Annotated in this window: 14 protein-coding genes; 3 read left to right on the top strand and 11 right to left on the bottom strand. The window is 61.1% G+C overall.

Translation table 11 applies throughout. The features are described from left to right. Window positions 1-103 precede the first annotated feature (103 nt). The 6 genes from msrQ to ASF66_RS21225 form a co-directional block, all read right to left on the bottom strand. Complete coding sequence (msrQ, locus tag ASF66_RS21250; RefSeq protein WP_056845261.1) at window positions 104-724, bottom strand: protein-methionine-sulfoxide reductase heme-binding subunit MsrQ; 621 nt, start codon at window positions 722-724, stop codon at window positions 104-106. Continuing rightward, window positions 724-1737 carry a protein-methionine-sulfoxide reductase catalytic subunit MsrP gene (gene msrP, locus ASF66_RS21245; protein WP_056845260.1) on the bottom strand — a complete coding sequence of 338 codons (1014 nt, stop codon included), beginning with the start codon at window positions 1735-1737 and terminating at the stop codon, window positions 724-726. The genes msrQ and msrP overlap by 1 nt, the downstream gene beginning before the upstream one ends. A 66-nt stretch (window positions 1738-1803) precedes the next feature. Further along, on the bottom strand, window positions 1804-2652 hold the full coding sequence (gene pssA, locus ASF66_RS21240; RefSeq protein ID WP_049858695.1) for a CDP-diacylglycerol--serine O-phosphatidyltransferase: 849 nt from the start codon (window positions 2650-2652) through the stop codon (window positions 1804-1806). A 146-nt stretch (window positions 2653-2798) separates the two neighbouring features. Then, window positions 2799-3815, bottom strand: a complete 1017-nt coding sequence (gene ilvC / locus ASF66_RS21235) for a ketol-acid reductoisomerase (RefSeq protein WP_049858694.1) — start codon at window positions 3813-3815, stop codon at window positions 2799-2801. 47 nt (window positions 3816-3862) lie between these two features. Continuing rightward, the gene (gene ilvN, locus ASF66_RS21230) at window positions 3863-4354 is read right to left on the bottom strand and encodes an acetolactate synthase small subunit (RefSeq protein WP_049858693.1); all 492 of its coding nucleotides are present in this window, start codon (window positions 4352-4354) and stop codon (window positions 3863-3865) included. A gap of 2 nt (window positions 4355-4356) precedes the next feature. Beyond that, complete coding sequence (locus tag ASF66_RS21225; RefSeq protein WP_056845272.1) at window positions 4357-6081, bottom strand: acetolactate synthase 3 large subunit; 1725 nt, start codon at window positions 6079-6081, stop codon at window positions 4357-4359. 395 nt (window positions 6082-6476) lie between these two features. Here ASF66_RS21225 and ASF66_RS21220 point away from each other — a divergent pair, with 395 nt between their 5' ends. Beyond that, on the top strand, window positions 6477-6911 hold the full coding sequence (locus ASF66_RS21220; RefSeq protein ID WP_056845259.1) for a DUF4124 domain-containing protein: 435 nt from the start codon (window positions 6477-6479) through the stop codon (window positions 6909-6911). A gap of 4 nt (window positions 6912-6915) precedes the next feature. Here the strand turns inward: ASF66_RS21220 and ASF66_RS21215 are convergent, their stop codons facing one another. The 3 genes from ASF66_RS21215 to mrcB are packed head-to-tail and all read right to left on the bottom strand — an operon-like array spanning window position 6916 to window position 10364. Further along, on the bottom strand, window positions 6916-7245 hold the full coding sequence (locus ASF66_RS21215; protein WP_056845258.1) for a YqcC family protein: 330 nt from the start codon (window positions 7243-7245) through the stop codon (window positions 6916-6918). Further along, entirely contained in the window at window positions 7245-8024 is a 780-nt protein-coding gene (locus ASF66_RS21210; RefSeq protein ID WP_056845257.1) for a tetratricopeptide repeat protein, read from the bottom strand. Before ASF66_RS21210 ends, ASF66_RS21215 begins: the two co-directional genes overlap by 1 nt. Before the next feature lie 15 nt (window positions 8025-8039). Next, a complete protein-coding gene (gene mrcB, locus ASF66_RS21205) occupies window positions 8040-10364 on the bottom strand; it encodes a penicillin-binding protein 1B (RefSeq protein WP_056845256.1) in 2325 nt (774 codons plus the stop codon). A gap of 119 nt (window positions 10365-10483) precedes the next feature. Between mrcB and ASF66_RS21200 the strand changes: the two genes are divergently transcribed. After that, complete coding sequence (locus tag ASF66_RS21200; RefSeq protein ID WP_056845255.1) at window positions 10484-12028, top strand: bifunctional aminoglycoside phosphotransferase/ATP-binding protein; 1545 nt, start codon at window positions 10484-10486, stop codon at window positions 12026-12028. Window positions 12029-12153: 125 nt separating this feature from the next. Beyond that, window positions 12154-12426, top strand: a complete 273-nt coding sequence (locus ASF66_RS21195; RefSeq protein ID WP_056845254.1) for a TfoX/Sxy family protein — start codon at window positions 12154-12156, stop codon at window positions 12424-12426. A gap of 220 nt (window positions 12427-12646) precedes the next feature. On the opposite strand, the gene sfsA is transcribed toward ASF66_RS21195, so the two are convergent. Together sfsA and ASF66_RS21185 are read right to left on the bottom strand one after the other, a co-directional pair. Beyond that, window positions 12647-13354 (bottom strand): DNA/RNA nuclease SfsA, encoded by a 708-nt coding sequence (gene sfsA / locus ASF66_RS21190; protein WP_056845253.1) that lies wholly within the window; start codon window positions 13352-13354, stop codon window positions 12647-12649. Then, window positions 13351-14526, bottom strand: coding sequence for a pyridoxal phosphate-dependent aminotransferase (locus ASF66_RS21185; protein ID WP_056845252.1), 1176 nt, complete (start codon window positions 14524-14526; stop codon window positions 13351-13353). Before ASF66_RS21185 ends, sfsA begins: the two co-directional genes overlap by 4 nt. Window positions 14527-14574 lie beyond the last annotated feature (48 nt).

The raw sequence follows: 14574 nt of genomic DNA, 5'->3' as shown, positions 1-14574 counted from the left end.
TGCCTGAACGACTAACTCATTGATTAACAAGGCGTTTATCGTTTCGGCTGCGCCGGAAGTGGGGCGAATTATAGACAGATCTGGAGGTGCGTCAACCGTTAATTCAAATCTTTTTCGAGGTAGCTGGTTTTCGCCCCGCTAGATGGGGAATACGCCGCGCCACGGCAGGAACTCGAAGCAGCATCAGGAATGCGCCGACAGCCGCGTAGATCGACCACTCCTCCAGGTCTGCACGAACGATCCAGAGGAAGTGCAGCAACCCCAGCCCCAGCACTGCATAGATGAGGCGGTGTAGTTGCTTCCAACGGCGACCCAGCCGTCGTTGGCTGTAGCGGTTGGACGTCACGGCCAATGCCAGCAGACACAGGAACGCCAGGCTTCCGACGATGATATAGGGACGCTTGCTCAGCTCGACGCCAAGCTGCCCCCAGTCCAAACCAAGCACGAAGAACAGATAAGCGGCCAGATGCAAGCACACATAGGCAAAGCACCAAAGGCCCAATTGACGGCGTACGGCTATCCAGCCCGGCCAACCAGACAGCTTTTGCAAAGGAGTCATGCACAGGGTGATCAACACCAGAACCAAGGTGCCCAGACCCAAACGATCGACAAGCACCTTGCCCGGATCGGGCCCCAAGGCAAATATCCACGCCTGGTACAGCCACAATAGCGGCCATACGCAAGCGACCACGAATACACTCAAACGCCAGAACGGGTAACGCATCAGTAGTTTTTCCGCAGATCCATGCCGGTATAGAGGGATGCTACTTCCTCACCGTAGCCATTGAACATTGCCGTCTCGCGGACGTTGGGGCTGAAGAGCCCACTGGGCAGGCGCCGCTCGCGAGCCTGTGTCCAGCGTGGATGGTCAACTCCCGGGTTCACGTTGGCATAGAACCCGTACTCGCTCGGTGCAATGTTTTCCCAGGTCGTCTCTGGCTGCTCGCTGACCAGGCTGATTCGGACGATGGACTTGATGCTTTTGAACCCGTACTTCCACGGCACCACCAGGCGCAAGGGTGCGCCGTTCTGGTTGGGCAGTTCGCGGCCGTACATGCCGACGCCGAGAATCGCCAGCGGATTCATCGCTTCGTCCAAGCGCAGGCCTTCTACATAGGGCCAGTTGATCAAGGCGAAGCCAGAACGCTGGCCAGGCATGGTCTTGGGATCCTGCAAGGTTTCGAAGCGGATGTACTTGGCTTTCGAAGTGGGCTCGACCTGCTTGAGCAAGGCCGAGATGGGAAAGCCGATCCAGGGAATGACCATGGACCACGCCTCGACGCAGCGCAGCCGATAGATTCTCTCCTCCAACTGATAGGGCTTCATGAAGTCTTCGAGGGCATAACGCCCTGGCTTGGCGACCTCACCGTCTATCACGACCGACCAAGGTTCGGTTTTCAAGGCGCCAGCATTGATTGCCGGATCACCCTTGCCGGTGCCGAACTCATAGAAGTTGTTGTAGTGGGTGGCATCCTTGAAAGGCGTGATCGCCTCGCCTTGCACGGTGACCGCGCCCCAGCGGGTTTGACCCAACTGGTCATTCAGCCAGGCAGGCGCACTGCTGGTGTCGACGCCTTCGTAGCGTGACGGGTCGGCAGCGGATGCCCAGGAAGGAAGCGCCGAAACGGCCAAGGCTGTTGCGGTGGCGCCCATGAGCGAGCGGCGGGAGAGATAGATCGATTCGGGGGTGACTTCGGACTCTTTGCAGTCCGAAGCACGCGGTAGCTTGATGAGCATGGTGCCTCCGTAGCCTTGGCTGTATTCAACATACCAAGAGACTACGGATTATGCGTGAAATTGAATTTAGTCGGCTTTTTTGTGACGACGCATGCGTAACAAATACTGTATCGGACCTGACGCTGCATAGGCGAGGAAGATCAACAGCAGAATACGGGGCGGATCGCTGAACACCACCGCGAACACCAGCACGACCGCCAGAATGGCCACGAAGGGTACGCGCCCCTTGAGATCCAGCTCCTTGAAGCTGTTGTACTTGATGTTGCTGACCATCAACATGCCAGCAGCAGCGACCAGCAGGGCGACCAGGAAGGACATCTTCGAACCCTGGATGCCGTAGTCGCTGAACGCCCATACGAGCCCTGCAACCACACCCGCCGCTGCGGGACTGGCCAGACCGATGAAATAGCGTTTATCGGCCGTACCGACCTGAGTATTGAAGCGTGCCAGACGCAGCGCCGCGCCGGCGACGTAGATGAAGGCCACCATCCAGCCGACCTTGCCCATGTCACCCAGTGCCCAGCCGAAGGCGAGCAGTGCAGGTGCGACACCGAACGCGACCATGTCGGAAAGCGAATCGTATTCCGCTCCGAAGGCGCTTTGGGTGTTGGTCATGCGTGCCACTCGGCCATCGAGGCTGTCGAGGACCATGGCAACGAAGATGGCGATGGCTGCGTAAGCAAAATACTTGCTGGCTTCGGCAGCATTGCCGGCGCTCTGGGCGCTGATCGAGTTGATGATCGAGTAGAAGCCCGCAAACAGGTTCGCCGTGGTGAACAGGTTGGGCAGAAGATAGATACCGCGGTGCCGGACTTTACGTCCTTCGGCGTCATGCCCTTCTTCGACATGCTCATCGATCGGCAGGAGGCTTTCGGCGTCAGGAGCCTTGTTTGGCTCTTGGGGACGTTCGCTCATGGACAATACCTTGCAACGGTGTGGAAAGTTTCGACAGGCGTCTGGGTCGAGGGTTCGACCGCAAAACGTTGCAGCTTTATACCAGAAGCTTGCCACCATAACGAAAAAACGCGGCCGGGGCCGCGTTTTCATCGCTTGGAACTGTATCAGTTCTTGGCTTTGTCGACGATCTTGTTGGCAGCGATCCAAGGCATCATGGAACGCAGCTGCTCACCGATGACTTCGATGCCATGAGCGGCGTTGTTGCGGCGCTTGGCGGTCATCGATGGGTAGTTGGTGGCGCCTTCGTTGATGAACATCTTGGCGTATTCACCATCCTGGATGCGCTTGAGTGCGTTGCGCATCGCCTGGCGGGACTCGGCGTTGATGACTTCAGGGCCGGTCACGTACTCGCCGTATTCGGCGTTGTTGGAGATCGAGTAGTTCATGTTGGCGATACCGCCTTCGTACATGAGGTCGACGATCAGCTTGAGTTCGTGCAGGCACTCGAAGTAGGCCATTTCCGGTGCATAGCCGGCTTCAACCAGGGTTTCGAAGCCGGCCTTGACCAGTTCCACGGTACCGCCGCACAGAACGGCCTGCTCACCGAACAGGTCGGTTTCGGTCTCGTCCTTGAAGGTGGTTTCGATGATGCCGGTACGGCCACCACCCACGCCCGAAGCGTAGGACAGCGCGACGTTCTTGGCGTTGCCCGATGCATCCTGGTAGATGGCGATCAGGTCAGGGATACCGCCGCCCTTGACGAACTCGGTACGAACGGTGTGACCCGGCGCCTTGGGTGCAATCATGATCACGTCCAGGTCGGCGCGTGGCACGACCTGGTTGTAGTGAATGGCGAAACCGTGGGAGAACGCCAGGGTAGCGCCCTGCTTGATGTTGGGCTCGACTTCGGTCTTGTACAGCTGGGACTGGAATTCGTCCGGGGTCAGGATCATGACCAGGTCGGCACCGGCAACGGCGGTAGCGACATCGGCGACTTTCAAGCCGTGGGCCTCAGCCTTGGCGACAGTAGCCGAGCCCTTGCGCAGGCCCACAGTGACGTCGACGCCCGAGTCCTTCAGGTTGCATGCCTGGGCATGGCCCTGGGAGCCGTAACCGATGATGGCTACTTTCTTGCCCTGGATGATCGAGAGGTCGCAATCTTTGTCGTAGTAAACTTTCATTGAATATCACCTGTTATCTAGGCCGTTTCGGCCAGTCGCCAATTGAGTTAGATGCTCAGCACTTTGTCGCCACGAGCGATACCGGTCACGCCACTGCGCACGGTTTCGAGGATCGAGGCGGTGCCGATAGACTGCAGGAAGCTATCCAGCTTGTCGCTGGTGCCCGTCAGCTGAACGGTGTAGACGCTACTGCTGACATCAACGATCTGCCCACGGAAGATGTCCGTGGTGCGTTTGATCTCGGCGCGTTGGGCGCCAGTGGCCTTGACCTTGACCAGCATCAGTTCGCGTTCGATGTGAGCGCTTTCCGACAGGTCTACCAGCTTGACCACCTCGATCAACTTGTTGAGGTTCTTCGTGATCTGTTCGATCACTTCATCATGCCCTACCGTGGTCAACGTCAGACGCGACAAGGTCGGGTCTTCGGTGGGCGCCACGGTCAGACTTTCGATGTTGTAGTTGCGCTGCGAGAACAGCCCTACCACGCGCGACAGGGCGCCGGGTTCGTTCTCGAGCAAAAGTGAAATGATGTGCCGCATAATCAGGTCCGCTCCGTCTTGCTGAGCCACATGTCGCGCATCGAGCCGTCCTTGATCTGCATCGGATAGACGTGCTCGCCGACGTCGACCTGGATGTCGAGGAAGACCAGGCGGTCGGTCATGGCGAAGGCTTCTTCCATTTTCGGCTTGAGGTCCTTGAGGTCAGTGATGCGCATGCCGACGTGACCATACGCTTCGACCAGCTTGACGAAGTCGGGCAGCGATTCGACGTAGGAATGCGAGTGACGACCGCCGTAGCTCATGTCCTGCCACTGGCGCACCATGCCGAGTACCCCATTGTTGAGCAGGATGATCTTGACCGGCAGGCCGTACTGCAGACAGGTGGACAGCTCCTGAATGTTCATCTGGATACTGCCCTCCCCGGTCACGCAGGCAACGTGGGCCTCGGGAAAGCTCATCTTGACACCCATGGCCGCCGGGAAGCCGAAGCCCATGGTGCCCAGGCCACCGGAGTTGATCCAGCGATTGGGTTTGTTGAACAGGTAGTACTGCGCCGCGAACATCTGGTGCTGGCCCACGTCCGAGGTGACGTAGGCGTCGCCCTGGGTGACCTCGCACAGCGTTTCGATGACCTTCTGCGGCTTGATCTTGGAGCCATCGCCCTTGTCGTAAGGGAACAGCCCGTTATCGCCACGCCATTCTTCGACCTGCTTCCACCAACTGGCAACGGTGTCCTTGTTCGGGGCTTCACCGATGTCTTTCAAGGTTGCGAGCATTTCGGTCAGGACGCTGTCCACAGGGCCCACGATCGGCACGTCTGCCTTGATGGTCTTGGAGATCGAAGCCGGGTCGATATCGATGTGGATGATCTTGGCGTTCGGGCAGAACTTGGCCGCGCCGTTGATCACACGGTCGTCGAAGCGGGCGCCCACGGCCAGGATCACGTCGGCATGGTGCATGGCCAGGTTGGCGGTGTAGCTGCCGTGCATGCCGAGCATGCCGACGAACTGACGATCCATGCCCGGATAGGCGCCCAGGCCCATCAGGGTGTTGGTCACCGGCAGGTCGAGGATCTGCGCCAGCTCGGTCAGGGCGGCAGAAGCACCACCGAGAATGACGCCACCTCCTGCGTACATGACCGGACGCTTGGCGGCCAGAAGCATTTCCACGGCCTTGCGAATCTGGCCGGAGTGACCGCGGACCGCCGGGCTGTAGGAGCGCAGCTTGGCTTTCTTGGGATAGACGTATTCGAATTTTTCGGCCGGGTTGGTCATGTCCTTGGGGATATCGACCACCACAGGGCCAGGACGACCGGACTGCGCCAGGTAGAAGGCCTTCTTCAGGACTTCGGGGATCTCCGAGGCGTGCTTGATCATGAAGCTGTGCTTCACGATGGGACGGGAGATACCGATCATGTCGGTTTCCTGGAACGCGTCGGTACCGACCAGGGTGCTGGCCACCTGACCCGAGAGGATCACCATCGGAATGGAGTCCATGTAGGCAGTGGCGATACCGGTAATGGCGTTGGTGGCACCCGGACCGGACGTCACCAGTACCACGCCGGCCTTGCCGGTCGCGCGGGCGTAGCCATCGGCCATGTGAGTTGCGGCCTGCTCGTGCCGGACCAGCACGTGCTCGACTGCGGGTTCCTTGAACAGGGCGTCATAGACATGCAGGAGGGCACCACCGGGGTACCCGTAGATGTGCTTAACGCCTTCGTCGCGCAGGAAGCGGACGACCATTTCAGCGCCAGATAAAAGCTCCACGTTGTTCACCTCTAAAACGCCAGAATACCGCTCCATGGGAACGGGTCTTAATAGGTTTACTGCCAGCAGAGCATGAGCGACGGTGGTCGCCGACGTACGTCAGCACTGACTGAGCAAGTATTGGGAGCACCCAAGTGTCACGGGCTTTCCCACCCAGCGCGAGGTAACGCGTTGCGGGTATTACGGGTCGGCGCTGGTGTGCGCCTGTGCTCTGCTGTGTGGGTCTGCTTCTGGCAGTCCCTGTACAGCGGACTTTGGATTGTTGTGATTCGTCTGCTGCAAGTCAAGTGATGCGTGCATTTTATTGCGCACCTGCACCCAAACGGCGCAATAAACCCTGCCTGGCTACTGAGCTATGGTAGTTTCATGCGTAACCAACCCTCAGAGAAGGCGCCATGCGTTCAACCGTTGCCGCAAGTTTGCTGCTGTTTGCCCTGTCCCCATGGGTGATGGCAGGACAAATCTACAAATGGGTCGATAGCCAAGGCGTGACGCATTTTGATGCACGACCGCCCAACGGCGTTGAGGCGACCGCCGTGGAAGGCGTGAAGCCGGTAACCCCGCCCGAGCCAATTTCCAACGACGCGGTGATGAAAGCCAGTGGCGAGGCCGAGCAACGCCGGATCGACCGCAAGGTGAAGTCGCAAGTGGCCGACGAGACGTCGCGGCGCAACGAGTTCTGTACGGGGGTCAGGACCAACCTGGCGCAGCTCAAGAACAACCCGCGGGTGGTTCAGCAGGTCAATGGCGAGGTCAAGCGCCTGACCGAGCAGGAGCGTCAGGCGAAAATCGAGGAAGTGCGCAAGGTGATCGACGAGCAGTGCACGTAAGGGTCTAGCGTACCTGCCCGATCAGCTCGTCGAAGCGCGCCAGACTGGCGCGCAGGCCGCGGCTCTGGTCGGGACGATCGGCGTAGACCATTTCGGCCATTGCCAGAATGCCCGAGGCGTTGGGCAGGGGAAGATCCTGCTCGATGATGGTCTTCATTCGAGGCAGGAAGATCCACTGCAGCCATTGATCGAAGTCCAGGGTATCGACGCTGAACGGCTCGACGCTGGCCAGCGCTTCGGCGCTGGGTGGCACATCCTGCCACCAACCCTGCTGACGTAATTCGCGTTCGATCAACAGCAGATGCTCGGCGATCGCGAGAAAACGATCATCCATCACGAAGCGCTCTTGGCTTTCTGGCGAGCCAGGTTGGCGCCCGCCGCATCGCCCTGCTTGTCGCGCGACTGGGCAATGATGTTCCACAAGCTCGCCTGCAGATCGGGACGACCATTGGCGTAGGTCAGCGCTCGGCGGGCCAGTTGCTCGGCCTGGGCAGCGTCACCCTGGGCCAGCCGCACTTGCGCCAGCTTGTACAGCACCTGCGGCTCGCGCGGTGCGATGCGTTGGGCCCGCTCCAAGCTGGAGGAAGCGCCGTTCAGATCGCCGCCACCCTGCTGTTGCTGAGCGGTGGTCAACAGTGCCAGGACCGGGCCGTCCAGTTGTTCGTCGGCGGACAGGCCGCTACTGCTGCTGGCCCGCGGAATTCCGCTCGGAGCGCTTGCAGGCATGTTGTAGGTCGTGCTTGGCGCCGCCGGCGTATAGGCCGGCGCCTGACTCACGGGCGCCGAGCTGCTGGGGCCGGGCACTATCGGGCCGGGCGTGATTGGCCCTGTGCTGATCGGCGCACTGTTGCCTGGCGCAGGAAAGCTCTGGATCGGCTGCGAGCCCGCCCCTTGCGGCACCATGACGACCACGCCGGAATCTTCGGTGATCGCCTGGGCCTGTGCCTTTGGACGAACCACGGTGGTCTGGCGGAAACCGCCGGTGCGCGATACCCGTTCGCCATTGGTGACCGCGGAGCCAGAATCAACCACTGGAATGGAGCCACGTTCCACGCTGGCGCAACCGTTGAGCAAAGCTAATGCCGTCAAGGCAGGAAACCACCACTTGTTCACTTCATTCCCCTTCGCTTAGTTCAACCAGCCTTTGACCCAGTCCATCACCGAATCGTCGGTGGCCGGATTGGCGCCGCCGCATGCGGTGCCTGGAGTCGGTTCGCTGCCACGAATATACGGCATCTGCACAGCGTTGGGGCAGCTTGCGTCCGAGCCCTGTCCGGTCTTGGCGTCGACCCAGGCTTGCACGATGTTTTCCGGCACCGGTGTATCCAACGGCAGCGGATCGGCTTTCTTCATGAAGCTGGTCCAGACCTGCAGCGCACCGGTGGCGCCGGTGAACGGCGTCTTGCCGTTGTCGTCGCGGCCCAACCAGACCACGGCCAGCACGTCCTGGCTGAAGCCGGCGAACCAGCTGTCGCGCGAGTCGTTACTGGTGCCGGTCTTGCCGGCCAGATTCAGATTGCTCGGCAGCACGTTGTAGACCGAACGTCCGGTGCCTTCGCGCATCACCCGCTGCATGGCGTTCTGAATCAGGTAAATGGAGGCCGGGTCGAAGCGCTGCTGGATCTGGAACGGGTAGCGCTTGAGCGGCTCGCCTTCGGCCGTGAGTACGCTGCGGATGCCCCGCATCGGCGTATTGAAACCGCCATTGGCCAAGGTCTGATACATGGTTGCCACCTGCATCGGTGCCAGGCCGCCCGCCCCCAGCAACATCGACGGGTAGGCGGGCCAATCGACCTGCACACCCAGCTTGCCGAGGGTCTTGAGCACGTTAGGCACGCCCAGATCCAGGCCCAGGCGGGCCGTCGACAGGTTGTAGGAATGGGCGAGGCCCTGATACAGGAACACCGTGCCATTGGAATTGCGTTCGTAGTTCTGCGGCTTCCAGATCTGACCGTCTGCGCCCTTGACCGAAAACGGTACGTCCTGCACCCAACTGGTCAGAGTGTATTTGCTAGGCTGCTCAAGCGCGGTCAGGTACACCGCCGGCTTGATCAGCGAGCCGATGGGGCGCACTGCATCGAGCGCACGGTTGAAACCGGCGAAACCCGGTACGCGGCTGCCGACCAAGGCCTGCACTTCGCCGCTTTCGGGGTTGGTCACGACCATGGCCGCTTCGACTTCATCGGCGCCTTTGCGCCCGGCCAGGCGTTTGAAGGTGTCGGTAACCGACGATTCAGCCTTCATCTGCAGGATGGGGTCGAAACTGGTGAAGATCCGCAGGCCTTCTTCGGTCAAGTCTTCGTCGCGATAATCGTCGCGCAACTGGCGCTTGACCAGGTCGAGGAAGCCGGGGAACGAGCTGTCGGCCAGGCTGCCGCGCTTGGTCACGCCCAAGGGCATCTTCTTGGCGGCGTCGACCGCTTCCTGAGTCGCTACGCCCTGCTGCGCCAGCAGGTCGAGCACCAGGTTGCGTCGTTCCAGCGCCCGCTCGGGGTTGCGCCGCGGGTTATAGGAGGACGGGCCTTTGACCATACCCACCAGCAATGCCACCTGGTGCAGCTTGAGCTCGGACAATGGCTGACTGAAGAAGAACTGGCTGGCCAGACCGAAGCCGTGCACGGCGCGCTGGCCATCCTGGCCGACGAAAACCTCGTTGAGATAGGCCTCGAGGATTTCACCCTTGTCATAGTGCAATTCCAGCAGCACCGCCATCATTGCTTCGGTCAGCTTGCGGGTCAGGCTGCGCTCGTTGGTCAGGTAGAAGTTCTTCACCAACTGCTGGGTCAGGGTACTGCCACCCTGGCGCATGGCGCCGGAGGAGGTATTGACCCAGATGGCGCGGGCGATGGACTTGGGCGAGACGCCAAAGTGGTGGTAGAAGTCGCGATCCTCGACGGTCACCAGGGTGTCGAGCAGATAAGGTGGCACCTGATCGAGCTTGATCAGAATGCGGTCCTCGAGGTTTTTCGGGTACAGGCCACCGATCAGCAACGGTTCGAGACGCACTACTGCGACCTTCTTGCCACCGCTGCCGCTGAGTTCCGAGACGTAATCGCCGGAGAACTTCACACGCACGGCCTGGGGCTGTTCCAGCCCTTCGTAGAACTGGAAGCCACGGGTGTTCAGGTCGACCGTATTGCCATTGACCGAGTCGGTGCCCGGACCATCGACGGTGGTTTGCCGACGGTAGCCGAGCGCGTCGAGCTCGGTCAGGAAATCATTCTTGGCCAGTTTCTGGCCGACGAACAGCTCGAGCGGCCGGGCGTACACCTTGGCCGGAATGGTCCAGCGCTTGCCGGAGAATTTCTCCTGGACCACGGCGTCCAGGTAGACGGCAAAGCCGGCGAGGATCACCAGGCCTACCAGGCCCAGCTTGAGGCCCCAGCCGAGCCAGGTGCGCAGGCCGCCAGATGGGGGTTTTTTAGAGGTACGGGAAGATCGGGTTCGAGTCATGGCGGCGGATTATACGCACTTTGATTTGTCGCGGGCAGGGACCGTTGGCGATTTGCATCACCGCACACACTGGCCATAATGACGGCCTTGAAATCATCCCAGCCTATGAAGGATCGCCTGTGAGCCAGACCCTGATCGCCGCCCTGCAAGACCCGGCCCTGTATCCGCATCCGGTGGAAGGGTTCCAGGTCATCGAGACGCACATTTCCTGGGTGATACTGACCGGCCCCTACGCCTACAAGATCAAGAAACCGATGAACTTCGGCTTTCTGGACTTCTCCGAGCTGGCCGACCGCGCCCACTTCTGCGCCGAAGAGCTGCGCCTCAATCAGCGCCTGACATCCGACCTGTACCTGCAGGTGCTGCCGATCACCGGCAGCGCGGAAGCACCTGTGCTGGGCGGCGAAGGTGAGCCGATCGAGTACGCACTGCAGATGCGCCAGTTCGAGGGTGGCAATCTGTTGAGCACGCTGCAGGCCAACGGTGAACTGACCCAGGCGCATGTGGATTCGCTGGCACGGCAGATTGCCGATTTCCATCGTGCGGCCCCCGTGGTCGCCGATACGCACGAAGCCGGCACGCCGAAGGCGGCGATGGCTCCGGTCGAACAGAACTTCGAACAGATTCGCCCGTTCCTCACCGACAAGGATGACCTGGCCCAGCTGGATGCCTTGCAGGCCTGGGCACAAAGCAGTTATGTGCGCCTGGAACCGCTGCTGGCGCTGCGCAAGCAAGAAGGGTTCATCCGCGAGTGCCATGGTGACATCCACTTGGGCAACGCTACCGTCATCGATGGCGAAGTGGTGATCTTCGACTGCATCGAGTTCAACGAGCCGTTCCGGTTCACCGACGTCTATGCCGACATCGCCTTCCTGGCCATGGACCTGGAAGACCGCGGTCTGAAGAGCCTGGCGCGACGCTTCATCAGTCATTACCTGGAACTGACCGGTGATTACCAAGGCCTCGAACTGCTGAACTTCTACAAGGCCTACCGCGCGCTGGTGCGGGCCAAGGTGGCGCTGTTCAGCCTGTCACCGGACGCCACCGGTGTGCAGCGCGCAACGACGCTGCGCCAGTACCGCAACTACGCCAACCTGGCGGAAAGCTACAGCGCCATCCCTTCGCGCTTCCTGGCCATAACCAGCGGCGTATCGGCAGTGGGCAAGAGTCACGTCGCCCTGCGCCTGGTCGAGGCGCTGGGTGCGATCCGCCTGCGCTCGGACGTGGAGCGCAAGCGCTTGTTCGGCACCCAGACCGCCGAGACGGGCCTGTATGACGTCAGCACCAGCGAAGCGACTTACCTGCACCTGCACAAGCTGGCAGAACACGTGCTGCGCGCCGGCCTGCCGGTGGTGATAGACGCGACGTACCTCAAAGCCGAGCAACGCGCGGCAGCGGCGCAGATCGCCGAGTCCACCGGGGTGCCGTTCCTGATCCTGGATTGCAACGCGCCGGCGGCGGTAATTTCCAGCTGGCTGCAGCAGCGTCAGGCCCATTCCGACGACCCTTCCGACGCTACCCAGGCGGTGATCGACGCCCAGCAAGCGAGCCGCGAACCCTTGAGCGAGTCCGAGCTGCTGCAGACCCGTCGCGTGGAAACCCATGAAAGCGGCAGTCTGGACAAACTGGTGGAGCAGATCCGCCAACGCCTGCCAGGGCTGTAACACACCTTAGCGCTCGATCCGACCAGACCGGCCACGCGGCACGCCGGTCTGCCGCCGCTACACTGTTTGCTGCTGCCTGCCCCATCGTTCCCCCTCTCATGCCTTGGCCGACGCCAGGAGGTTTGATGACCGATGAACTTCTGGCCCTGAAGAATCTGGGCAAGACCTCCGCTCAATGGCTTCATGCTGTCGGTATCCACAATGCTACCGACCTTCGCCGGGTGGGCGCCGTACAGGCGTACTGCGCGGTGAGGCATCGCGGTTTTCGCGCTTCGAAGGTGCTTCTCTATGCGATCGAGGGAGCGTTGCGGGATGTGCACTGGAACGAATTGTCATGCGAACGCAAGCAGAGCCTGAACCGTCAGGTCGCGGCCCTGCTGCCTCCGGGCAGGTTCTAGACCCATTTTGCACAGCCGACGCAAATAAATGCGCAGAGCACTTGACTCTTAAATGAGAATCGTTATGATTATCACATCCAGTCGCGAGACTGGTGATCTCTGGAAGGCCCTTGGTTCGGACTTTCAGATGTCTCCTCATCAGGCTAATCACGGTTATTGACCCGGCACTTTGCCGGGTCTTTTTTTGCCTGGAGATCCGTGGCGCCCTGCCCCGCGAGGGTTACAGGATCACCGGCAGGCAACGGTCGATGACGATCTCGTGCGAATCCAAGTGCACGCCATAGGCCAACACCTCGACACCGGCATCCACCGCCTGGCGCAACGCCAGCGCGTAGCCTGCGTCGATCTCCGACGCCGGTCTTACGGCGTCCACGCCATCGACGTTGACGCAATACAGCTGCACAGCGCGCACGCCGCTGCGGGCCAGCGCGGCCAATTCACGCAGGTGCTTGGCGCCTCGCTGGGTCACGGCATCGGGGAACGCTGCGATGCGGCTGTCGGCGAAGCCCAGGGTTACGCTCTTCACTTCGACCCATGCGGAGCCATCCGGGTAATCCAGACGGAAGTCGATACGACTGCGCTCCTGGCCATAGGGCACCTCGCGCTTGAATGCAGAGAATCCGGCCAGCTCCGCTATCCGACCGGCGATCAACGCTTCCTCGACCAGCGCATTGGCCCGCGCAGTATTGATGCAGGCCAATCGGCCCTGCGGCGTTTCACTGATCTCCCAGGTACCCGGCAACTTGCGTTTGGGGTCGCTCGAACGCGTAAACCAGACGCGACCGCCGGGCATCATGCAGTTGAGCATCGAGCCGGTATTGGGGCAGTGAATGGTCAGCCGCTCGCCGTCTTCAAGCTCGATGTCGGCGAGAAACCGCTTGTAGCGCTGGATCAGACGCCCTTCTTCCAGGGCCGGTGAGAAGATCATCTCGCCTGCCAGCTTTGCAGGCCACGAGCGATCCGCGCCACGGCCTGTTCCAGACGCGGAAGGCTCTGGGTGTAAGCGAAGCGGACATGGTGACCCGCTTTATGCCGGCCGAAGTCCAGCCCCGGCGTGAAGGCCACGTGCTCGGTTTCCAGGAAGTGTTGGCAGAATGCGAAGGCATCGTCGCTGAATGCACTGATATCGGCGTACAGGTAGAAGGCGCCTTCAGGCTCGACGGCAATGGCGAAGCCCAAGTCGCGCAGCGCAGGCAACAGATAATCGCGGCGCTGGCCGAATGCTTCGCGGCGCTGTTCGAAGATCTCCAGCGTGGCCGGCTCGAAGCAGGCCAGTGCCGCATGCTGCGCCATGCTCGGGGCGCTGATGTACAGGTTCTGCGCCAGTTTTTCCAGTTCGGGGATAGCCTGAGGGGGTGCAACCAGCCAGCCGAGGCGCCAACCGGTCATCCCGAAATACTTGGAAAAACTATTTAGGACGAAGGCATCGTCATCCACTTCCAGCACACTGGCGGCGGTCGTGCCATAGGTCAAACCGTGATAGATCTCGTCGACCACAAGATGGCCCTGGCGATCCTTCACGGCCTGGCTCAAGGCACGCAATTCGTCGCGATTCAGTAACGTGCCGGTGGGGTTGGCCGGGGACGCCACCAAGGCTCCGACGCTGTGCTCGTCCCAGTGCTGCGCCACCAGTTGGGCGTCGAGTTGATAGCGCTGTGCAGGACCCACCGGGACCAGTTGGGCAGCGCCTTCGACCAGGCGCAGGAAGTGCCGATTGCACGGGTAGCCGGGGTCGGCCAGAAGCCAGTGCTTGCCGGGATCGACCAGCAGGCTGGCCGCCAGCAGCAAGGCGCCCGAGCCGCCTGGGGTGATCATGATGCGCTGGGGGTCGATGTCCAGGCCGTAGCGCTGTCGATAGAACCCGGCGATGGCTTCGCGCAGCGCCGGCAGCCCCCGTGCAGCGGTGTAGCGGGTATGCCCGGCGGCCAATGCGGCCTGTCCGGCAGCAACGATGGGGGCGGCCGTGGTGAAGTCCGGCTCGCCGATTTCCAGGTGGATCACATCGTGCCCCTGGCTCTGCAGTTCATTGGCCCGGGCCAGTAGCGCCATCACGTGAAACGGTTCGATGGCGCGACTGCGTGCGCTGTAGAGCGGAGCCATGGGGATTCCTTGTGGCAGCGAAAAAAGCCGATTCTACCGAACCTTCGC

Origin of the sequence: Pseudomonas sp. Leaf129, assembly GCF_001423465.1 — a bacterium.
GTDB classification, from domain to species: Bacteria; Pseudomonadota; Gammaproteobacteria; order Pseudomonadales; family Pseudomonadaceae; genus Aquipseudomonas; species Aquipseudomonas coleopterorum.
Note: the sequence above shows the minus strand (reverse complement) of the source record. Positions and strands in the feature narration are given on the sequence as shown.